Genomic DNA, 17,867 nt, shown 5'->3' with positions numbered 1-17,867 from the left:
GCGGCAAGGTCGGAGAGGGCATGGTCGGCGGGGCGCATGATTGGATTTAAGCATGCCGGCAAGCGCCGCAGCGCCCCTTGGGCCGCGCGCTCAGGAACCGGACATGTCGCGCGCCCGCGCCAGCAGCAGTTCGCGTTCGCGCGCATTGCGCGTCATGCCGGCCGCGCGTTCGAACTCGGCGCAGGCCTCAGACTTGCGCCCCAGCTTGGCCAGCAGGTCCGCGCGCACGCTGGGTAGCCAGTGGTAGTTGGCCAGCGCCGGTTCCTGTGCCAAATGGTCGGCCAGGTCCAGCCCGGCCTGGGGGCCGAATGCCATGCCGACGGCGACGGCGCGGTTCAGCTCCACGACTGGCGAGGGCGCGGCCTGGGCCAACGCGTCGTACAGCGCCACGATGCGCGGCCAATCGGTTTCCTCGGGCGTGCGCGCCCGGGCGTGGCAGGCGGCCAGTTCGGCCTGCAAGGCGTAAGGGCCGCGCGGGGCTCCCAGACTGTCCGACAGCGCCAGCGCCGCCAATCCGCGGCGGATCAGCAGGGGGTCCCAACGGTTGCGGTCCTGCTCCATCAGCAGGACGGGACGGCCCTGCGCGTCGGTGCGGGCATGCAGGCGCGACGCCTGCAATTCCATCAGCGCCGCCAGTCCGTGGACCTCGCTTTCGCCCGGCGCCAGCTGGGCCAGGATGCGGCCCAGGCGCAGCGCCTCGTCGCACAGCGCGGGACGCATCCAGTCATCACCGGACGTCGCGGAATAGCCCTCATTGAAAATCAGGTAGATCACTTCCAGTACCGACGCCAGGCGCGGCGCGCGCTCCTCGGCCCGGGGGACTTCAAACGGCACGTTGGCCGCGGACAGGCTGCGCTTGGCGCGCACGATGCGCTGCGCGATGGTGGATTCCGAGGCCAGGAAAGCGCGCGCGATCTCGGCGGTGGTCAGCCCGCCCAAAAGGCGCAGGGTGAGCGCCACGCGCGCCTCGGTGGACAACAGCGGATGGCAGGCGGTGAACACCAGCCGCAGCAGGTCGTCGCCGATGTCGTCCTGGCGCGCGGCGTCCAGCGCGTCGACGAAATCGGGCTCGACGTCGGCCTGCAGGGCCTCCAGCTCGTGCCCGATCTGCTCGTGCTTGCGCGTATGCAGCGCGTCCAGCCGCAGGCGGTCGCGCGCGCGATTCTTGGCGGTAGTCATCAGCCACGCTCCCGGGTTGTCCGGCACGCCGGTTTCGGGCCAGCGTTCCAGGGCGGCGACCAAGGCATCCTGCGCCAGCTCTTCAGCCAGTCCGACGTCGCGCACCAGGCGCGCGACGCCGGCGATGACGCTGGCGGATTCGATCCGCCAGACCGCCTCGATGGCGCGATGCACGGCCTCCCGCGTCATGCGTTGGGCACTTCGCCAGGGGCCATGTACACCAGCTCCCAGACGTGGCCGTCCAGATCCTCGAAGCCATGCGCGTACATGAACCCGTGGTCCTGGGGCTGGCGCGGAGCGGTGCCGCCGGCGGCGAGGGCGCGCTTCACCTGCTCGTCCACTTCGGCGCGGCTGTCGCAGGACAGCGCGATCAGCACCTCGGTGGTCTTGGTGGCATCGGCTACCGGCTTGCCGGTGAAGGTCTGAAAAAAGTCCTTCACCAGCAGCATGACGTAGATGCTGTCGCTCACGACCATGCAGGCGCCCTGGTCGTTGGTGAACTGCGGATTGAAGCTGAAGCCCAGGCTCTTGAAGAAAGCCTGCGATTTCTGCATGTCAGCGATGGGGAGATTGACGAAGATCTGGTTGTGCATGATGTTCCCGCTTCCTTTTTAGTGTGTGTCCTGGCGCCTTTCCGCCAGGGTCCTGAGGTTGGCCAGCCCGTCTTCGAAATCCTTCCCGACCATGCTGTCCATGTTGCAAAAGAGATGCACCGGTTTGGCGGCGTGGTTCAGCCGCTCATTGGCCATTGCCGGATATCCGCCGGTAGCGTTCGACTCCCTCGCTGGGGCCGAATTCGTCCAGTTCGAAGACCTGCCGCACTTCGACGGCGCAGGACTGGCCGGGGAAGGGCTGGGGAAAGCGCAGCGCCCATTGCATGGCCTCCTCGCGCGAGCGGACCTGGATCATGGTGTAGCCGGCGATCAACTCCTTGGTCTCGGCGAACGGGCCGTCGACCACCGTGCGCTGGTCCTTGTCGTACTGCACCCGCCAGCCCTTGGAAGAGGGGTGCAAGCCATTGGCGTCCAGCAGCACGCCGGCCTTGGCCAGCGCCTCGTGATAGGTCGCCATGGCGGCCAGCAGGCTTTCCTGGGGCATCACGCCGGCTTCGCTGTCCGGCGTGGCGCGGACGATGATCATGTATCGCATTCCTGGGACTCCTCGATTCTGACTACAAGGCCCGAGGGGGGCTTGTACTGGCACGACGAACGGCAAGACGCGGAATCGACAGAAAAATGATGAACCTAGGGTAACTACCAAGAAAGCGGGCGGACCGGCCTGATCCTGCACACCGTTACAAAGGCACAGCCCTGGTTGCAGCGCGCCTCCATACACTCGCAGCGTCCACAACTTTGAACACCAATATGAAAATCCTGTGCAGTCTTGCCTTGCTGGCTTCCTTGCTGACGGGCTGTGCCGTCTATACCCCCAGTGGCGCGGTCATCGTCGATCCTCATGACGGCGGCGGCCGTGGCGGTTTCTGTCCGCCGGGCCAGGCCAAGAAAGGAAACTGTTGAATCTTGCGGCTGGCGCGCGCGCCAGCCGCAGGTCCAGCATGGATCGCGTGCCTACATGAAGCAGGGGCCCAGTTCGCGGACCTCAATCGTGGCCCACTGGGCGGCCGGACACTCGGCCGCCAGCGCCAGCGCCTCTTCCCGGGTATCGCAGTTCAGCAGGAAGAAGCCGCCTATCATTTCCTTGGCCTCGGCATAGGGGCCGTCCACCAGGGAACGTTCGCCGTCGCGGATCCGCAGGCGCACGGCTTCCGATTCGGACTTCAGGGATTCCGCGCGCGCCAACAGGCCGCGCGAACTCAGGTCTTCCGCATAGCGCAGCATCTGCGCGTAGGCTTCGCGGCCCTCTTCGGGCGTGCGCTGGGCGCGCTGGCCCACCGGTTCGACGATGAAAAGCAGATAGGACATGGGATCTTCCAGTTCGGACTGCCGATAAGGTTCGCCAGATTACCGCTATTTGTTGCGCCGGTGCCATCCTGCAATACGTCGCCCGGCGTTCTTTGTAAGCAGAGGTAGGCGGCGGACTCAGCTACCGTCCCGCAACACTGCCACTCCCGTCCGGGGATTCACCAGCGTGACGTTCTCCAGCGCCTGGATACGCCAGGCGCCGGCCTGCCGCGTCAGCACGGCAAGAATCATGGTGTCGACGGCATGGGCGCCCGCTGGATGCGCCGCGCCGGCCGCCAGACGACTCCAGAAGTGCACGATCGCTGCGTCGGCGCCGACTGGCGTCACGTCAACGAGTTCGTTCGCCAGCGTGGAATCGCTGTAGATGCTGGCGTGGATGGGAGCATGCATCTTGACGATTTCCTCGACGCCGCGCACATAGTGGCCGAACCGGTTCACGAACGTCGCGTCCTCATGGAACAGCGCGCCCAGCGCCTGCATGTCGTGGTCGTTCCAAGCGGCCTGGAACGCGCCTGGGATGTCTTCGGGATTGCGCATCTGCGTCATGTGGATTCTTGCCCGTGTCTGTATAAGGATAGGCGTCGCGCCATGCGCCGTCATGGCTACCCGCAAGCATGAATAATGCGTCAGACTACGGAATCGGCGCTACCGGATTTGCAGCCTGACATGCTCTGCCGGCACGCCCGTCCACACTGCGAAGGTCCCATGGCATCCCATACTTCCGCCTCCAAGGATGTGACCGCCGCCGGCTGGCTGCGCTGGCTGCCCGGATTGGCGATGCTCAGGTCGTATCAGGCCGCCTGGCTGCCCAAGGACGTGGCCGCCGGCCTGGTGCTGACGACCATGCTGGTGCCGGTCGGCATTGCCTATGCCGAAGCGTCCGGCGTCCCGGGCGTTTATGGCCTTTATGCCACCATCATTCCACTATTGGCCTATGCGCTGTTCGGCCCCAGCCGGATCCTGGTGCTGGGACCGGACTCCGCTTTGGCAGCGCCCATCCTGGCGGTGGTGCTCAGCGTTTCCGAAGGCGATCCGATGCGCGCGGTGGCCGCGGCCAGCCTGATGGCGCTGGTCGCCGGGCTGTTCTGCATCGTGATGGGATTGCTGCGGCTGGGTTTCATCACCGAACTGCTGTCCAAGCCGATCCGCTATGGCTACATGAACGGCATTGCGCTGACGGTGCTGGTCAGCCAGTTGCCCAAGCTGTTTGCCATCTCCATCGAAGACGCCGGCCCGCTGCGCGAACTGGTGCAGCTGGGCCAGGCCGTTTACCAGGGGCAGACCAACTGGTACAGCTTCGGGGTAGGGGCGGCGACTTTGGCGGTGATCCTGCTGCTCAAACGCTACGAGCGCGTGCCGGGCATCCTGATCGCGGTGATTCTGGCGACACTGGCCGTCAGCCTGTTCCACCTGGACTCGCAGGGCGTGAAAGTGCTGGGCGAAATCCCGCAGGGGCTGCCCAAGTTCGTCTTGCCCTGGCTCAGCAACGCGGACCTGGTCAAGATCGCGCTGGGCGGCTGCGCGGTGGCGCTGATCGCCTTCGCCGACACCAGCGTGCTGTCGCGCACCTACGCCGCGCGTACCAACACGCGGGTCGATCCGAACCAGGAAATGGTGGGCCTGGGCGTGGCCAACCTGGCGGCCGGCTTCTTCCAGGGCTTTCCGATCAGCAGCAGCGCTTCGCGCACGCCGGTGGCCGAGGCGGCGGGTTCGCGCACGCAGCTCACGGGCGTGGTGGGCGCGCTTGCCGTCGCGGGGCTGCTGGTCGCAGCGCCCAACCTGCTGCGCTATCTGCCGAACAGCGCGCTGGCCGCGGTGGTGATCGCGGCGGCCATCGGCCTCTTTGAATTCAAGGACCTGCGCCGCATCTACCGTATCCAGCAATGGGAGTTCTGGCTGTCGATGGCGTGCTTTGCCGGCGTGGCCGTGTTCGGCGCCATTCCCGGCATCTGCCTGGCCGTGCTGATCGCCGTGATCGAATTCCTGTGGGACGGCTGGCGTCCGCACTTCGCCGTGCTGGGCCGCGTGCCCAACCTGCGCGGCTACCACGACCTGAAACGCTATCCGAATGCTGCACTGATCGACGGCCTGGTGCTGTTCCGCTGGGACGCGCCGCTGTTCTTCGCCAATGCCGAACTCTTCCAGCAACGCCTGATGGAAGCCGTGGAGGCCTCGCCCACGCCGGTGCGCCGGGTGGTGGTGGCTGCCGAGCCGGTCACCAGTGTGGACGTCACGTCGGCGGACATGCTGCGCGAACTCAGCCGCAGCCTGGCCCAGCAAGGCGCGGCGCTGCATTTCGCGGAAATGAAGGACCCCGTGCGCGACAAGCTCAAGCGCTTCGAACTGACCGAGGTTTTTGGCGACGACCGCTTCCATCCCACGGTGGGCAGCGCGGTGGACAGTTACCTGGAGAGCGGGGGCGGCGGGCATCCTGGAGATTGAGGCCCGCCTCGCCTGGGTCAGGCCATCAACACGGCGACCTGTTCGCCGAACAGGATCAGCGCAATGACGATCATGGCCAGGCCCGAGAACTGGCTGACCCTGCGCGCGGCCACCGGGCGCGATTGCAGCACCGCCTTCGACCCCAGGCCCACCAGGGTGTAGATGACGGCGCAATTGAGGATCTGCAGGATTCCCAACGCCGTGATCTGCGTGGAAATCGGCCAGGCGCCGTCGCGGCTGGTGAATTGCGGCAGCAAGGCCAGGAACAGCAGGATGGCCTTGGGGTTCACGCCGCTGACGGCGAAACCTCTTGCGGCCCAGCCCAGCCAATGCCCCGCGGCCCGCGCGTCACCCGCTATGGGCTCCGACGGATGCGCCAGCACGTTGGCCCCCAGCCAGAGCAGATACGCCGCGCCGACCAGCGTCAGCACGGTGAGGATGGCGGGTTCGCTCGCAACCAGCGCCCCTATGCCCGCCGCGACCACCATGGTGATCATCAGATAGCCGGTCAACATGCCCGCGACGGCGGGAAGGACGGCCTTGTCCCGTAAGCCGGCGGATATGGCATACGCCCAATCCGCGCCCGGGACGACAACCAAAGAAAGCGAAACAAGCCAAAACGCCACCAGATTGCCGGTTTCCAACTGCATACCCCAAATGAATCTCAGGCGGGGAATGTTATCGGCGAAGCAAGGGGAGGTGCTCCTGCTATCTACCTGAAAATACATAGTTATGGGTAGAATCTTCCCCATGGATGACTTAGATAGAAAAATTCTTGCGCAGCTGCAGGAAGACGGCCGCATTTCCATCACGGACCTGGCGGAACGGGTTGGCCTGAGCCTGTCTCCGTGCCACCGGCGGCTGCGGGCGCTGGAAGAGGCGGGCGTCATCAGCGGCTACGGCGCAAACATCAATCTGGCCGCGGTCGGGCTGAATTTTTCGGCCATCGTCTTCGTCACCATGCGCGAAGGCAGCAGCGACCGGGTGTCGGCGTTCGAGGCAGCCCTGGCCGATATTCCCGAGGTGGTGCAGGCCCAGCGGCTGTTCGGCGACCCGGACTACATGCTGCACGTCGTCACCCAGGACCTGCCCGCGTTCCAGGCGCTCTATGACCGCGTGCTGTCGGCGCTGCCGAGCGTGCTGCGATTGCGGTCGACGCTGGTGATGAAGAACGTGCTTAGGAACCGGCCTGTGCCGCTCTGAGGCGGGCGGAGAGCCAGGCCGCGCGGCTGCGCGCGACCTGGGCCCGGATCAGGATTTCGCGGCGGGGGCGGGGGCGGCCGCGGCGGCCCCAGGCGTCGCGCCCTGCGCCGTCTTCTGCGAGGGCGCGATGTCCATGATCAGTTCCACGCGCCGGTTGGCCGCGCGGCCTGCCGGGGTGTCATTGGACTCGATGGGGCGGGTCTCGGCGTAGCCGACGGCGCGCAGGCGCTGGGCCGATACGCCGTCGCGGACCAGCTCGCGCAGCACGCTGGTGGCGCGGCTGCTGGACAGTTCCCAGTTGGACGCGAATTGCCGGGTCTGGATGGGCACGGGGTCGCTGTGGCCCTCGACCGAGACCTGGTATTCGTTCTTGTTGAGGATGGCGGCCAGGCGCTTGATCACGTCCAGGCCGGTGGGGCTGAGGGTGGCCTGGCCGGACGGGAACAGCAGTTCATTGCTGATGCGAAAGCTCACCGACTGCTCGTTGATGATCACGTCCACCGATTTGCCCAGGTCGGCGAGGCCCAGCGATTCCTTGGAGGGCGCGCGCAGCGGCGGGGCGGCGTCGGCGACGACCTCGCCTTCCTGGGCAGGCTGGGCTGCGGCCACGGCAACGGCCGGGGCTTCGGCCTGCGCCCAGCTTGCCGGAATCTGGACCGCGTCGAATTCGGAGTATTCGCCGTCGTAGTCGGGCAGGCCGCTGGCGGCCAGTGTGCCGACCAGCTCCACGGGTTGTTCCGATTGGCCGAAGGCGCCGCCGTGCAGCCGCGTGAGCGCCAGCAGCACGACCAGCATGGCCAGCAGCAGGGTGATCAGGTCCAGGTAGCTGAGCAGCCAGTTCTCGGAGTCCTGTTCGACGGTTTCCTCGACGTGCCAGCGGGCATAGCGGTCCTTGCGGTCGCCCTTGCTGGGACGCCAGCCGCTATTGGCCGCCGCTTTCTCGGCGCGTAGCTGGGCCTGGCGGGCCTGCTCGATCCGCTGCGCCAGGGTGGGAGAAATCAGGCTCATTGGCGCGCGGTGGCAGGACGGGCGATGGAGACGGGCTGGGCCGCGCCAGGTTTGGCCGCGGGTTTGGTCTGACCTTCCGCCTTGGCTTGCGCGGCCTGGGGCTTGGCGTCCGCGCCGCCGTCGTAGATTTCGTCTTCAACGTGCATGACGAAGGAATTCAGCGTTTCGCGCACCACCGCGGGGCCGCGCTTCTCGCACATCATGGCGATGCCCTGCAGCACCATGTTCATGGATTCGACGCGCCTTGCGGTACGGCGTTCCAGCTTGAGCGCGATGGGCTTGCAGACCAGATTGGCCAGCAGGATGCCGTAGAAGGTGGTCATCAGGCCGATTGCCAGCTGCTGGCCGATCATCTGCATGCTGCCGTCGCCCAGCACCGACATCAGGTTGATCAGGCCCACCAGCGTGCCCAGCATGCCGAAGGCCGGGGCAAAGGTGGCCATGACGCGGAACATCTGGGCCTCGGCCTGTTCGCGGGCGCGCAGCCGCGCCACGCGCCATTGCAGCAGTTCGATGATCTGGTCTTCGGGCGTGTTGTCGATGATCAGCTGCACGCCGGTGCGCAGGAAGGGGTTGCTGACCTTCTTGAGTTCCTGCTCGACCTTGCGGACGTCGGTGTTCATCCACAGCTGGGCCATGGACACCAGTTCCTCGATGTCCCGCTGCTGGTCGTGCTGGTCGTTGCGAAAGACGGTGCGCACCAGCTTGAAGACGCGCAGCACTTCCGACAGCGGGTAGGCGATGAACACGGCGGCCGCGGTGCCACCCAGCACGATGGCCAGTCCCGGCAGGTTGATGTACATGCCGGGGTCGGTGGCGGCCAGGGCCACGACGATAACCAGGGTAAGCAGGCCGACGGCGGCGCCGATGACGGTAGACGGATTCATGGATCTTGCCCGATAAACATAGGCATCCCCGTACGCGGAATGCCGGATTTCGGGGAATTCTAGCCAGGGCAGGTCTGAGTCAATCGACCGGAAAACGGGGCGAAAAGGGCGGTAAGCGGCGGCTTGAAGCGGTCGGCGGGGCGCAGGTCGGTCCGGAAATAAAAGGGTCGGATAAGACGCAGGATCGGCCGGTGCATATGCCGGCAAGCCGCGAGCCCCGCATCGGCTCCTCGTCGATCCCGCGTCGGCCCTATCGGCCCTGGCGATCCTGGCGGGCGAACCATTCCTCGCGCGTGATCTCCCAGATTTCCGTGGGCAGCCGTCCGCTGACGTAGCCGCGCTCCTCGGTGGCGACCAGGCGCATGCCGCCTCGCTCCGAAATCCGGCGCGAGGCGGTGTTGGTGGCGGCCTTGGGCGCCCGCAGCAAAGGCTTGCCCAGGACCTCGAACCAGTATGCGGTGGCGGCTTCGCTGGCCTCGGTCATGTAGCCCCGGCCGTGATGGGCGGGGTCCAGCCAGAAACCGCGGTTGTTCCAGGAATCGTCGTCCATCAGGCTGACGATGCCTATCAGGCTGGCGGGCGCCTGACGGGTGCGGATGGACCAGTGCCACTCCTTGCCGCGCCGCATCGCAGGGATCGCCACTTGTTCCAGATAGCTGCGCGCCCCGTCGGGCGGGTAGGGCCATGGCACCTGGTCGACCAGGTAGCGCACCACTTCCCACTGCGGGAACAGGCGCTGGATCGCTTCGGCGTCGCCGATTTCCAAGGGCTGCAGGATCAGGCGGTCGGTGGCAAGAGGCGGGAACAAAGGGGCTTCAGGCATGGCTGCTGGGGGCGGGCGCCGCGTGCCGGCGGCAGATATGTATATCATGAGCGTCATCTGGCGGCGTCTCGCCCGGCGCCGCGGCAGCATTGGAGCAAAAACATGAATACCCCCAACGAAAACGTCAGCATGGCGCTTTTCTGTGATTTCGAGAACGTGGCGCTGGGCGTACGCGACACCAAGTACCAGAAGTTCGACATCCGGCCGGTGCTGGAACGGCTGCTGCTCAAGGGTAGCATCGTGGTCAAGAAGGCCTATTGCGACTGGGAGCGGTACAAGGAATTCAAGGCCCCCATGCACGAGGCCAATTTCGAACTGATCGAGATCCCGCACGTGCGCCAGTCCGGCAAGAATTCCGCCGACATCCGGCTGGTCGTGGACGCGCTGGACTTTTGCTACACCAAGTCCCACGTCAATACCTTCGTGATCATCAGCGGCGATTCCGATTTTTCGCCCCTGGTGTCCAAGCTGCGCGAGAACAACAAGAAAGTGATCGGCGTGGGCGTGAAGCAGTCCACCTCGGACCTGCTCATCGCCAACTGCGATGAATTCATCTTCTATGACGACCTGGCCCGCGAAGGCCAGCGCGCAGCCGACGCGCGCCGCGACAACCGTGGCGGCGCCGCCGCGGGCCAGCAGCGCCGCACGCCCGACGAGGAACGCCGCCGCAAGGAAGAGCTTGAGGCCCGCAAGACCCAGGCCGTGGAAATGGTCGCCGAGACCTTCGAAGCCCTCATGGCCGAACGCGGCGACAGCGGCAAGATCTGGGCGTCCGCCCTGAAGGATGCGCTCAAGCGCCGCCGGCCGGATTTCAACGAGTCCTACTACGGCTTCCGCGCCTTCGGCAACCTGCTGGACGAGGCGCAGTCGCGCGGCCTGCTGGAAGTCGGGCGCGAGGAAAACGCCGGCACCTACGTATACCGCGACAGCGCGGACGGGGCTGCAGCCGCGAATCGCGCCGCAGCCGATGGCGGATCCCGTTCAGCCTCGGCCCGTCAACCGGCAGCGGCCGAGACCGGCGACGCGTCCGCCGGCGCGGCTCAGGAAGAATCCCGTTCCCGCTCCGGCCGCAAATCGCGTGGCGGGCGCAAGTCGGGCGGCGAGGGCAGGGGAGCCAACCAGACTGCCGAGCAGGAAACCGCTGGCGAGAGCGCTGCCGCGCCGTCCGAAGCTTCGTCCGCGGCGTCTTCCGTCCAACCCGCAACCAAGGCGCCGGCCCCGACTGAGGCAGCCGCGCAATCCGCCGCCATAGCGCCGGCGACCGCGCAGGTCGATGCCGCCAGGCAGGCCGACGAACAAGCGGATGCCGCCAAGCTGGACGCCATGCGGGCCGACGCCCTGGCTCGAGCGCAGGAATCGAAACCGGTCCAACCCTCGCGTCTGCCGCCCATGCCCAAGCCCCTGCCGCAAGCGCGCCAGCCGTTGCCGGCGGTGAACATCGCTGAATGGACCTTTGCCCAACCTGCCGCGGAAAGCCGCAGCCAGCCCGCGAGCAAAACGCCTGCCAAGATGTCCGACCCGTTCGAGGGCGGCATGGCCAGGATTGCCGCAAGGGACGAGGCCAAGGCCGTCCAGCCCGTGGCGGACACGCATGCGGCTGCAGAGCCCGCAGCCGACAAGCCCGCTGCGAAGCGGGCCGCGACCCGCAGCCGTCCCGCTGCCAAGAAGACCGCCGCCAAGACCGCACCCGTGGCGCCGGCCGAGCCAGCGGCTGCGGCGGCATCCGAAGCGCCCGCCAAGCCTGCCCGCAAGAGCGCCGCCAAGACCGCCAGCAAGGCGGCTCCCCGCGCGCGCCGGGCCAGCAAGACGGCCGGGGAATCCTGAAGCCCCGGCTTCAGGGCTGACAGCGCTTAACCGCCCGGGCCGCCGTAGCGGCCCGGCGTGGCGCCCAGCTCGCGCTTGAACATGGCAATGAAGGCGCTGACGTTGTCATAGCCCAGCTCCAAGGCCACTGTGGTCACGGCTGCGCCTTCGGCCAGCATTTCCTGCGCCCGCATCAGGCGGGCGCGCTGCCGCCAGGCGCCCAGGGTCAGGCCGGTTTCCGCCAGGTAGCGGCGCGCCAGCGTGCGCGGCGACATGCCGATGGCGGCGGCCCATTCTTCTTGTGTCCGGGTGTCCGAGGGCTGGTTCGACAGCGCCAGCGCCAGCCGCTGCAGACGCGCGTCTCGCGGCAGGAGCAGGGGCTGGCCGGCATGCGGCAGGGTTCTGATTTCATCCCGGATCACCTCGATCAGGCAGCTGCGCGCCGGGTCGATTGCGTCGTCCCTCCAGGACGCGGCGCGGCCCACGGCGGCCAGCAGCAGATCGGAGGCATGCAGCACGCAAGGACCGGCAGGCAGCCCCGCGCAAGCCGCCGGGCTCAAGTACGCGCTATAGCCGGCATACGGACCATGCGAGTACAGTCCGTGCGGCACGTCGGGGGGTATCCACACCGTCTGGCGGGATGCCACCACCCATTGATGGTCTCCCGCATAGACCGTCAGCAAGCCTTGATAGGCGCCCAATAGCTGCCCCCGCGCATGTTGATGCATGGCGGTATGGCGTAGCGCGCCATCCTGGCTGCGTACGGCGATCAGCCTGGGACCGCCGCGGTCGCGGGCGCGTCCAGGATCGAGCAAGGGAGGGGTGAGAGCAGGCAGTGCCATTGGCAGAAATACCGTATTGAATGGCCAGAACCGCGCAGACTTGCCACGCGGGCCCGTCTATCGTAACTCCTGTCTTGAGCAGCTACAGGAGCACAACATGAAAGCAAGCGATATCCTGCCCGACGGCAGGGATCTGGGGGAGTTCAACGGCGTGGCGGTGCGCAAGGGTACGGTGGGGGCGTTTCTCGCCAACGCCCGCGTCTGCCTCGACCCACAGGCGCCGGCCCAGGCCGTGGCCGATGCGCGTACGGACATCCAGGATGCCTTGCCGGCGCTCAATGCGCTGGGGCTGTTCGACGTGCTGCAGGTACGGGATCCCGCGCTGCGCGCCTGGATGCGCGAAATGGGCGCGGCCGCAAGCTGAGCCCTGGCCACACAGGCGTCCGCGCGCCAAGCCCGGTGCTCTATCATGCATGCTTTGAATAAGGGCCGCGCGCCGTGTTGCGGTCCATCGCCTCGGATTACGCATGCAATACGTTCTGGTCAGTTCCTGTCTGCTGGGCAACCCCGTACGCTACGACGGACGCGGCGCCTCCCATGACCACGCCGTGCTGACGCGCTGGCGGGACGAAGGCCGGGTGGTGGCGGTCTGTCCGGAAATGGCGGGCGGCATGCCGGTTCCGCGTCCGCCCGCCGAGATCGAGCCGGACTCGGACGCCGCCGCCGTGCTGGCCGGCCGCGCTCGCGTCATGGCGGTGTCGGGCGAGGATGTCACCGCGCCCTTCGTGCATGGCGCGCAAGCAGCGCTGGAAGCCGCGCGCAAGCACGGCATCGGCATCGCAGTGCTGAAGGAGGGTAGCCCTTCCTGTGGCAGCGGCTACGTGTACGACGGCCATTTCGCCGGCCGCAAGCAGCCCGGCGTGGGCGTGACGGCCGAACTGCTGGCCCGGGCCGGCCTGCGCGTCTTCAGCGAGAAACAGTGGGATGAGGCCCAGGCCTGTCTGGCCGGCCTGGAGGCGGCCGATGGGCGTTGATGTGGGCGACCTGCTGGTGCTGCTGGGAGTGGCCGGTTGCGCGGTCCTGGCCTGGAAGGCCGCAGTGCGCACCGGCCGCAGCAAGGGCCTCCTGCGCCTGGCCGCCGGCCTCTGCCTGGCCCTGTCCGGCTTCTTTTTCTACGCCTGGTACGCGCAATACCTGAAGTGGGACTTCAACGAGCTGGGCCGTTACTACGATCCGGTCGACCAGGTGGTCTACACGGATTCGGGATTTGTCTGGATCCTGCCCGCCAGCGTCATGCTGGCCGTCGGCCTGCTCTGCGGCTGGCGCGGCTGGCGCCGCTGAGCCGCCAGCCGCTTACTGCCTCACGCGGTCATTCGCTGCGGATGTTGGCCTGCTTCACGATTCGGCCGTTATCGGCGTATTCCTTCTGCACCTGGGCCGTGAACTGCTCCACCGTCCCGGGCGACATGATGTTCAGCGCGTCCGTCAGCGATTTGCTGATGTCCGGCATGGCGGCGATGCGGTTGATGAGGCCGTTCATGCGCTGGCGGAAATCCGGACTGGTGCTGGCGGGAGCGAAAAACCCGAAAGTGGATGTCATGTTGGCCATGGGATAGCCCAGTTCGGCCAGCGTGGGCGTGCCGGGCCGTCCGGGCAGCCGGGCGGGGGAACCCACCGCCAGCAGCGTGAGCTTGCCTTCGTCGATCAGCGCATTGACCGGACCGGAGGCATTCACCAGCATCAGCGTAAATTGTCCTCCGAGGGCATCGGGCACCATCTGCGCCATGCCCTTGTACGGCACGTGGGTGATGCGCACGTCCGCCTGGCCATTGATCTGCTCCAGCATCAAATGCCCCAGCGACCCCACGCCGGCCGTCGCCAGCGACAGGCCGCCGGGATCGGCCTTGGCCTGGGCCAGCATGTCCTGGAAGGTTTTGCCCGTGAACTTCGGGCCGCCCACCAGATACACCGGCGAATACATCACGGAGGCCACCGGCGCCAGATCCTTCAAGGGGTCGTACAGCGTCTTCATCACATGCGGCGATAGCGTGACGGGGCTGACGGCGGTAAAGGCCAGGGTGTTCTCGTCGTGAGCCCGCGCCACCGTGTTCATGCCAATCATGCCGCCCGCCCCGCCGCGGTTCTCGACCACAACGGGCCGGCCCAGTTCCGCCGCCAGTTTCTGCGCGAACGCGCGCGCCGTGTTGTCGACGATGCCGCCCGCACCATAGGGCACGACGATGGTCATGGCCTTGGCGTCGGCTTGCGCTTGCGCGGCGGCAGAGAACGCGCAGGTTGCGCTGATTGCGCACAGCCCGGCGATCCGCTTGAAATTCAACATGCTTTCCCCTTGTCTATGCCCGACGGCCTGTCCGTCGGGACGCGGCAACGGCCCTGCAAAGAGGCGCGCCGGCATGCAGTGTGTGCAGGCCGGCGCGGCAGGGCAAGCGGGAATACCCGGAATGGCGCTTCAGTGCGCGCGGTAGCCGCGGCTGGTCATGCAGGAATCCAGAGCCCGGTTGTAGGAGTCCACCATGACCTGGGTGGTCCATTGCGTGATGGTGGCCGGGTCGTATCCGCTCTGGTTCATGGCCCAACGCTTGCAGTCCATGGTGGCGCTGGCCTGGGCGCTGTTGACGGGCGCGGTGGACTCGTATTGCACCGGCTCGTACTGAGGCTGGGGCGCGCTGTACACGGGCTGTGCCTCGTACACTGGCGCGTTGTAGACGGGGGCCGCGTAGACCGGCGGGCTGGTGTAGCCCACGCCCGACGAATAGACGCCCGCCTGGGTGTAGGAGGGCCCGGAATCAGCCGCCAACAGCAGGCCTATGGTGGCCAGCGCGAAGGCGCCGCCTATCCACCAACCGTCGGAACTGCTGCTGCCGCCATGGTAATTGTGGTACCCGCCGTGGTATCCGCCACCGTGGTATCCGCCGCCGTGGCCGCCGCCCCAATAACCGCCGCCACGCCCGCCAGCCATGGCAGGCGCGCTTGCCACGGCCAACGCCAGCGCCGCGACGATGGCCATACGGCCAGAAAACCGCTTCATGATCTTGCTCCTGATCCGCCCCGGGGCCCAGCGTGACGCGGGACCCGGACCGATATTGCCACTTTACCGCCTGGCCGCTCCCATAAAGTGTCTCAAGCGCTACGGAGATTTCAACTGATTTCAGCGGGAGGCGGACGGGTCCCGGCGGTCGGGCCAGTTGTTGCAGGAACGCGACTCGCCGGGGCGCAACGTGATTTGCGGCTTATCGTTGAAATACGCGGCGTCGCGGTCCAGCGTCATGTAGGTTTCGTAGCCCGTTTTCTCCACGCACCAGTTCCAGAAGTACACCTGCGCCCCGTGGATCATCATCGATTCGGCGCGCCATTCCTTCAGGGCCCCGAACGCGGCGCTGCCGTCGGACGCGCTGCGGGTTTCATTGCGGAATTGTTCCCGCCCATAGGGAAACGTGCTGCTGATCAACACCACCCGCGCATCGGCCAGGGGCTGGGAATTCTCGTCCAGCACAGTGGCGCGGGCGTCAGGCTGCATGGTCTTGTACACGGGGTAGGGCACGCAGCCCGATAGCAGGCTGGCGAGAGCCAGGGGGGCAATGGTCGGCAAGCACTTTGGGAAGGACATTGCAATGGTTGTATCCGTTGTGGGAACCGTGGGTAAAACCAGTGGCTAAAAGCGCGGAAGGGTAGTATTTTCTCGCGATGATTACGGCACGACCTTCTTCTTTACCGCAAGACAAGCGTCTCACCAAGGGTGAACGCACACGGGCTCAACTTCTGGAGGTCGCGGCAGCGGAATTCGCGGAACGCGGATTCCAGCATACCCGGATCAGCGACATCGTCGCCCGCGCCGGCGTGACCCAACCTGTCTTCTATCAATACTTCGCCGGCAAACAGGCAGCCTACGATGAACTGGTGGGCCTGTTCGCGCAGCGCTTGCGCCAGGCCATCGGCCAGGCGCGCATGCCGGACGGCCTGCAAGACGCCGGATTGGACAGTCGCGTCCGCCTGGGCGTGAGCGGCCTGCTCGCCATTCTGCAAGAGGATCCGAACCTGACGCGCATCGGCTTCTTCCAGGCCGCCGAGGCCGAGGCGCTCAAGAACGAGCTGGCCGCGATGATCGCCGACAACGTGAGGGCCGAGCAAAAGGTGGGACTGCTCCGCGAGGACATTCCGGCCGACTGGTACGCCCAATCCATGATGGGCATCATCGAACGGTTCACGCGGCAGGAGCCGGATGCGGCCAGGCAGCAAGCCCTGGCGGAAGTCGTCACCAGCCTGTTGCTGGACGGGATACGAAAACCGCTCCGACAAGCCTCCTAGCCGGAGGCTTTTTTTTGGCCGGAATCCGGATCCGAATCCGGGCCTGAATTGCATTCGCGCGGTCCGGCGCTCAAGCCCAGGTTTCTTGCAGATACATCCATTGCGGCTGGCCGCCGGGCTGGACGACAAACAGCGCTGTCGCCCGGCGCTGGGTCGCGCCCGCGGTCCAGGCGTGGCGTTCACGGTAGCTCAGCAAGACCGAATCCGCGCCGGCGTGCAGCACGGCCAGCTCGTCGATGTCGATCTTCAAGCCGGGGCGGGCGCCGCGCAATCTGCCGAACAAGGCCGGCAAAGCCTCCGCGGGCAGACGCTGACCGTCGGCGGCGATCATGCTGAAGCCGGGCGCAAAATCCTTGAGCAGGGCGGTCAGCTGTGTATCCGGGGCATCGGGCGAGCCTATCCAGCCTTCGATACGGGAATGGACGTCGACAGCCAGGCGCAGGCAATGGGATGAAAGGTCGGACATGGGTGGGATTCCTGGAAAGGGAGCGCCATTCTAGGAGCCAGGTTGTTCCCGAAAAACGACCTATCGATGGATATACTGTTCGTGTTTTTTTGACAATTAATCCAGGCCTTCCATGATCAATCTGAATCGTCTGGCGATGTATGCGGCGGTGGCCGAGGCCGGCTCTTTTACCGCGGCGGCCGATGCGCTGGGCACGACCAAGGCGGTGGTCAGCTTCAACATCAAGCAGTTGGAACAGGAGCTGGGCGTGGCGCTGCTCACGCGCAGCACTCGGCGGCTGGCGCTGACCGAGGCGGGGGAAGGCTTTTACGGCCACTGCGCGCGGCTGCTGCGCGAAGCCGAGGCCGCGGTGGACGAGGCGCGTTCCGGCCAGACGGCGCTGTCGGGCAGCCTGCGCGTGACGGCGTCGGTGGACTACGGCAACCGGGTGGTGGCGCCGGCGCTGGCGGCATTCGCGCGCGCGCATCCCGCCTTGCGGGTGGGCTACCGCGCCGGGTCCGCGCATGCGGACCTGATCGCCGAACGGCTGGACCTGGCCATACGGGTGGGGGCGCTGGAGGATTCCAGCTACCGGGCCACGCGCATCGGCCAGTTCAGGCTATGGATCGTGGGCAGTCCGGACCTGTTGGCGCAGCACGGCGCGCCGCGCACGCCGCAGGCGCTGGCGGCGCTGCCCTGGCTGGCCAACCGGCCCGGCCGCAGCGACCGTTGGCGGCTGACGGACAGCAAGGGGCGCGAGCACGAGCTGCGCGTGGCGCCGGTGGCGCAGGCCGATACGGCTTCGGCGCTGCTGGCTTTTGCCGAGGTCGGATGCGGCGTGGCCGCGCTGCCGGAGTGGCTGCTGGAAGAGCCTTTGGCGCGCGGCACATTGCAACGCCTGCTGCCTTCGTATGCGCTGCCGCGCCTGGAGGTCTACGCCGTGTATCCCGACACCCGCCACGTCAGCGCCAAGGTCCGGCGCTTCATCGATTTCCTGCGGGAGCGGCTGGGGCCGTCCGGCAAGCCTTAGGGGCGGCGCATGGTCCT

At 66.7% G+C, this 17,867-nt stretch carries 22 protein-coding genes; 8 read left to right on the top strand and 14 right to left on the bottom strand.

Annotation, left to right across the window (positions count from 1 at the left end):
* Positions 1-90: 90 nt before the first annotated feature.
* The 5 genes from HV766_RS13190 to HV766_RS13170 all read right to left on the bottom strand — a co-directional run bounded on the left by HV766_RS13190 (position 91) and on the right by HV766_RS13170 (position 3,647).
* Positions 91-1,368 carry an RNA polymerase sigma factor gene (locus tag HV766_RS13190; RefSeq protein WP_175181273.1) on the bottom strand — a complete coding sequence of 426 codons (1,278 nt, stop codon included), beginning with the start codon at positions 1,366-1,368 and terminating at the stop codon, positions 91-93.
* A complete protein-coding gene (locus HV766_RS13185; protein ID WP_088140923.1) occupies positions 1,365-1,772 on the bottom strand; it encodes a VOC family protein in 408 nt (135 codons plus the stop codon). Before HV766_RS13185 ends, HV766_RS13190 begins: the two co-directional genes overlap by 4 nt.
* Before the next feature lie 145 nt (positions 1,773-1,917).
* Positions 1,918-2,328, bottom strand: coding sequence for a YciI family protein (locus HV766_RS13180; RefSeq protein ID WP_054456440.1), 411 nt, complete (start codon positions 2,326-2,328; stop codon positions 1,918-1,920).
* 419 nt (positions 2,329-2,747) lie between these two features.
* Positions 2,748-3,101: a YciI family protein gene (locus HV766_RS13175; protein ID WP_175181272.1), complete on the bottom strand. Its 354-nt coding sequence runs from the start codon at positions 3,099-3,101 to the stop codon at positions 2,748-2,750.
* 117 nt (positions 3,102-3,218) lie between these two features.
* The gene (locus HV766_RS13170; protein WP_175181271.1) at positions 3,219-3,647 is read right to left on the bottom strand and encodes a YybH family protein; all 429 of its coding nucleotides are present in this window, start codon (positions 3,645-3,647) and stop codon (positions 3,219-3,221) included.
* A 159-nt stretch (positions 3,648-3,806) separates the two neighbouring features.
* On the opposite strand from HV766_RS13170, the gene HV766_RS13165 reads away from it, so the two are divergent.
* A complete protein-coding gene (locus HV766_RS13165) occupies positions 3,807-5,543 on the top strand; it encodes a SulP family inorganic anion transporter (RefSeq protein WP_175181270.1) in 1,737 nt (578 codons plus the stop codon).
* A gap of 17 nt (positions 5,544-5,560) precedes the next feature.
* Here HV766_RS13165 and HV766_RS13160 read toward each other — a convergent pair whose 3' ends face one another.
* Entirely contained in the window at positions 5,561-6,193 is a 633-nt protein-coding gene (locus tag HV766_RS13160; RefSeq protein WP_082401164.1) for a LysE family translocator, read from the bottom strand.
* Between the two features lie 100 nt (positions 6,194-6,293).
* Between HV766_RS13160 and HV766_RS13155 the strand changes: the two genes are divergently transcribed.
* Positions 6,294-6,746: an Lrp/AsnC family transcriptional regulator gene (locus HV766_RS13155; RefSeq protein WP_054456444.1), complete on the top strand. Its 453-nt coding sequence runs from the start codon at positions 6,294-6,296 to the stop codon at positions 6,744-6,746.
* Between the two features lie 48 nt (positions 6,747-6,794).
* Here the strand turns inward: HV766_RS13155 and HV766_RS13150 are convergent, their stop codons facing one another.
* The 3 genes from HV766_RS13150 to HV766_RS13140 all read right to left on the bottom strand — a co-directional run bounded on the left by HV766_RS13150 (position 6,795) and on the right by HV766_RS13140 (position 9,464).
* Positions 6,795-7,754: an OmpA/MotB family protein gene (locus HV766_RS13150; protein ID WP_175181269.1), complete on the bottom strand. Its 960-nt coding sequence runs from the start codon at positions 7,752-7,754 to the stop codon at positions 6,795-6,797.
* Entirely contained in the window at positions 7,751-8,641 is an 891-nt protein-coding gene (locus HV766_RS13145; protein WP_175181268.1) for a motility protein A, read from the bottom strand. Before HV766_RS13145 ends, HV766_RS13150 begins: the two co-directional genes overlap by 4 nt.
* A gap of 250 nt (positions 8,642-8,891) precedes the next feature.
* On the bottom strand, positions 8,892-9,464 hold the full coding sequence (locus HV766_RS13140; RefSeq protein WP_125471696.1) for a GNAT family N-acetyltransferase: 573 nt from the start codon (positions 9,462-9,464) through the stop codon (positions 8,892-8,894).
* A gap of 102 nt (positions 9,465-9,566) precedes the next feature.
* On the opposite strand from HV766_RS13140, the gene HV766_RS13135 reads away from it, so the two are divergent.
* Positions 9,567-11,288: an NYN domain-containing protein gene (locus HV766_RS13135; protein WP_054456447.1), complete on the top strand. Its 1,722-nt coding sequence runs from the start codon at positions 9,567-9,569 to the stop codon at positions 11,286-11,288.
* Between the two features lie 26 nt (positions 11,289-11,314).
* On the opposite strand, the gene HV766_RS13130 is transcribed toward HV766_RS13135, so the two are convergent.
* Entirely contained in the window at positions 11,315-12,109 is a 795-nt protein-coding gene (locus HV766_RS13130) for an AraC family transcriptional regulator (RefSeq protein WP_175181267.1), read from the bottom strand.
* A gap of 97 nt (positions 12,110-12,206) precedes the next feature.
* On the opposite strand from HV766_RS13130, the gene HV766_RS13125 reads away from it, so the two are divergent.
* The 3 genes from HV766_RS13125 (at position 12,207) to HV766_RS13115 (ending at position 13,390) form a co-directional block, all read left to right on the top strand.
* Positions 12,207-12,473 carry a hypothetical protein gene (locus HV766_RS13125; protein WP_119449419.1) on the top strand — a complete coding sequence of 89 codons (267 nt, stop codon included), beginning with the start codon at positions 12,207-12,209 and terminating at the stop codon, positions 12,471-12,473.
* 103 nt (positions 12,474-12,576) lie between these two features.
* Complete coding sequence (locus HV766_RS13120) at positions 12,577-13,083, top strand: 2-thiouracil desulfurase family protein (RefSeq protein ID WP_054456450.1); 507 nt, start codon at positions 12,577-12,579, stop codon at positions 13,081-13,083.
* A complete protein-coding gene (locus HV766_RS13115) occupies positions 13,073-13,390 on the top strand; it encodes a hypothetical protein (RefSeq protein ID WP_119449420.1) in 318 nt (105 codons plus the stop codon). The genes HV766_RS13120 and HV766_RS13115 overlap by 11 nt, the downstream gene beginning before the upstream one ends.
* 28 nt (positions 13,391-13,418) lie before the next feature.
* On the opposite strand, the gene HV766_RS13110 is transcribed toward HV766_RS13115, so the two are convergent.
* The 3 genes from HV766_RS13110 to HV766_RS13100 all read right to left on the bottom strand — a co-directional run bounded on the left by HV766_RS13110 (position 13,419) and on the right by HV766_RS13100 (position 15,677).
* Entirely contained in the window at positions 13,419-14,390 is a 972-nt protein-coding gene (locus HV766_RS13110; protein WP_175181266.1) for a tripartite tricarboxylate transporter substrate binding protein, read from the bottom strand.
* A gap of 129 nt (positions 14,391-14,519) precedes the next feature.
* A complete protein-coding gene (locus tag HV766_RS13105; RefSeq protein ID WP_175181265.1) occupies positions 14,520-15,098 on the bottom strand; it encodes a hypothetical protein in 579 nt (192 codons plus the stop codon).
* Positions 15,099-15,218: 120 nt separating this feature from the next.
* Positions 15,219-15,677 (bottom strand): hypothetical protein, encoded by a 459-nt coding sequence (locus tag HV766_RS13100; RefSeq protein ID WP_054456454.1) that lies wholly within the window; start codon positions 15,675-15,677, stop codon positions 15,219-15,221.
* Positions 15,678-15,754: 77 nt separating this feature from the next.
* On the opposite strand from HV766_RS13100, the gene HV766_RS13095 reads away from it, so the two are divergent.
* Positions 15,755-16,375 (top strand): TetR/AcrR family transcriptional regulator, encoded by a 621-nt coding sequence (locus HV766_RS13095; protein WP_054456455.1) that lies wholly within the window; start codon positions 15,755-15,757, stop codon positions 16,373-16,375.
* A 70-nt stretch (positions 16,376-16,445) separates the two neighbouring features.
* On the opposite strand, the gene HV766_RS13090 is transcribed toward HV766_RS13095, so the two are convergent.
* The gene (locus tag HV766_RS13090) at positions 16,446-16,841 is read right to left on the bottom strand and encodes a hypothetical protein (protein ID WP_175181264.1); all 396 of its coding nucleotides are present in this window, start codon (positions 16,839-16,841) and stop codon (positions 16,446-16,448) included.
* Between the two features lie 112 nt (positions 16,842-16,953).
* On the opposite strand from HV766_RS13090, the gene HV766_RS13085 reads away from it, so the two are divergent.
* Complete coding sequence (locus HV766_RS13085; protein ID WP_054456457.1) at positions 16,954-17,850, top strand: LysR family transcriptional regulator; 897 nt, start codon at positions 16,954-16,956, stop codon at positions 17,848-17,850.
* Positions 17,851-17,867: the final 17 nt, after the last annotated feature.

It is taken from the genome of Achromobacter aegrifaciens, from assembly GCF_902859735.1.
In the GTDB taxonomy this organism is placed as follows: Bacteria; Pseudomonadota; Gammaproteobacteria; order Burkholderiales; family Burkholderiaceae_B; genus Achromobacter; species Achromobacter aegrifaciens.
Note: the sequence above shows the minus strand (reverse complement) of the source record. Positions and strands in the feature narration are given on the sequence as shown.

Excerpts from the sequence above, each read along its gene's own strand:
- HV766_RS13190 (WP_175181273.1), bottom strand. The coding sequence starts at position 1,368 with ATGACGCGGGAGGCCGTGCATCGCGCCATCGAGGCGGTCTGGCGGATC.
- HV766_RS13185 (WP_088140923.1), bottom strand. The coding sequence starts at position 1,772 with ATGCACAACCAGATCTTCGTCAATCTCCCCATCGCTGACATGCAGAAA.
- HV766_RS13180 (WP_054456440.1), bottom strand. The coding sequence starts at position 2,328 with ATGCGATACATGATCATCGTCCGCGCCACGCCGGACAGCGAAGCCGGC.
- HV766_RS13175 (WP_175181272.1), bottom strand. The coding sequence starts at position 3,101 with ATGTCCTATCTGCTTTTCATCGTCGAACCGGTGGGCCAGCGCGCCCAG.
- HV766_RS13170 (WP_175181271.1), bottom strand. The coding sequence starts at position 3,647 with ATGACGCAGATGCGCAATCCCGAAGACATCCCAGGCGCGTTCCAGGCC.
- HV766_RS13165 (WP_175181270.1), top strand. The coding sequence starts at position 3,807 with ATGGCATCCCATACTTCCGCCTCCAAGGATGTGACCGCCGCCGGCTGG.
- HV766_RS13160 (WP_082401164.1), bottom strand. The coding sequence starts at position 6,193 with ATGCAGTTGGAAACCGGCAATCTGGTGGCGTTTTGGCTTGTTTCGCTT.
- HV766_RS13155 (WP_054456444.1), top strand. The coding sequence starts at position 6,294 with ATGGATGACTTAGATAGAAAAATTCTTGCGCAGCTGCAGGAAGACGGC.
- HV766_RS13150 (WP_175181269.1), bottom strand. The coding sequence starts at position 7,754 with ATGAGCCTGATTTCTCCCACCCTGGCGCAGCGGATCGAGCAGGCCCGC.
- HV766_RS13145 (WP_175181268.1), bottom strand. The coding sequence starts at position 8,641 with ATGAATCCGTCTACCGTCATCGGCGCCGCCGTCGGCCTGCTTACCCTG.
- HV766_RS13140 (WP_125471696.1), bottom strand. The coding sequence starts at position 9,464 with ATGCCTGAAGCCCCTTTGTTCCCGCCTCTTGCCACCGACCGCCTGATC.
- HV766_RS13135 (WP_054456447.1), top strand. The coding sequence starts at position 9,567 with ATGAATACCCCCAACGAAAACGTCAGCATGGCGCTTTTCTGTGATTTC.
- HV766_RS13130 (WP_175181267.1), bottom strand. The coding sequence starts at position 12,109 with ATGGCACTGCCTGCTCTCACCCCTCCCTTGCTCGATCCTGGACGCGCC.
- HV766_RS13125 (WP_119449419.1), top strand. The coding sequence starts at position 12,207 with ATGAAAGCAAGCGATATCCTGCCCGACGGCAGGGATCTGGGGGAGTTC.
- HV766_RS13120 (WP_054456450.1), top strand. The coding sequence starts at position 12,577 with ATGCAATACGTTCTGGTCAGTTCCTGTCTGCTGGGCAACCCCGTACGC.
- HV766_RS13115 (WP_119449420.1), top strand. The coding sequence starts at position 13,073 with ATGGGCGTTGATGTGGGCGACCTGCTGGTGCTGCTGGGAGTGGCCGGT.
- HV766_RS13110 (WP_175181266.1), bottom strand. The coding sequence starts at position 14,390 with ATGTTGAATTTCAAGCGGATCGCCGGGCTGTGCGCAATCAGCGCAACC.
- HV766_RS13105 (WP_175181265.1), bottom strand. The coding sequence starts at position 15,098 with ATGAAGCGGTTTTCTGGCCGTATGGCCATCGTCGCGGCGCTGGCGTTG.
- HV766_RS13100 (WP_054456454.1), bottom strand. The coding sequence starts at position 15,677 with ATGTCCTTCCCAAAGTGCTTGCCGACCATTGCCCCCCTGGCTCTCGCC.
- HV766_RS13095 (WP_054456455.1), top strand. The coding sequence starts at position 15,755 with ATGATTACGGCACGACCTTCTTCTTTACCGCAAGACAAGCGTCTCACC.
- HV766_RS13090 (WP_175181264.1), bottom strand. The coding sequence starts at position 16,841 with ATGTCCGACCTTTCATCCCATTGCCTGCGCCTGGCTGTCGACGTCCAT.
- HV766_RS13085 (WP_054456457.1), top strand. The coding sequence starts at position 16,954 with ATGATCAATCTGAATCGTCTGGCGATGTATGCGGCGGTGGCCGAGGCC.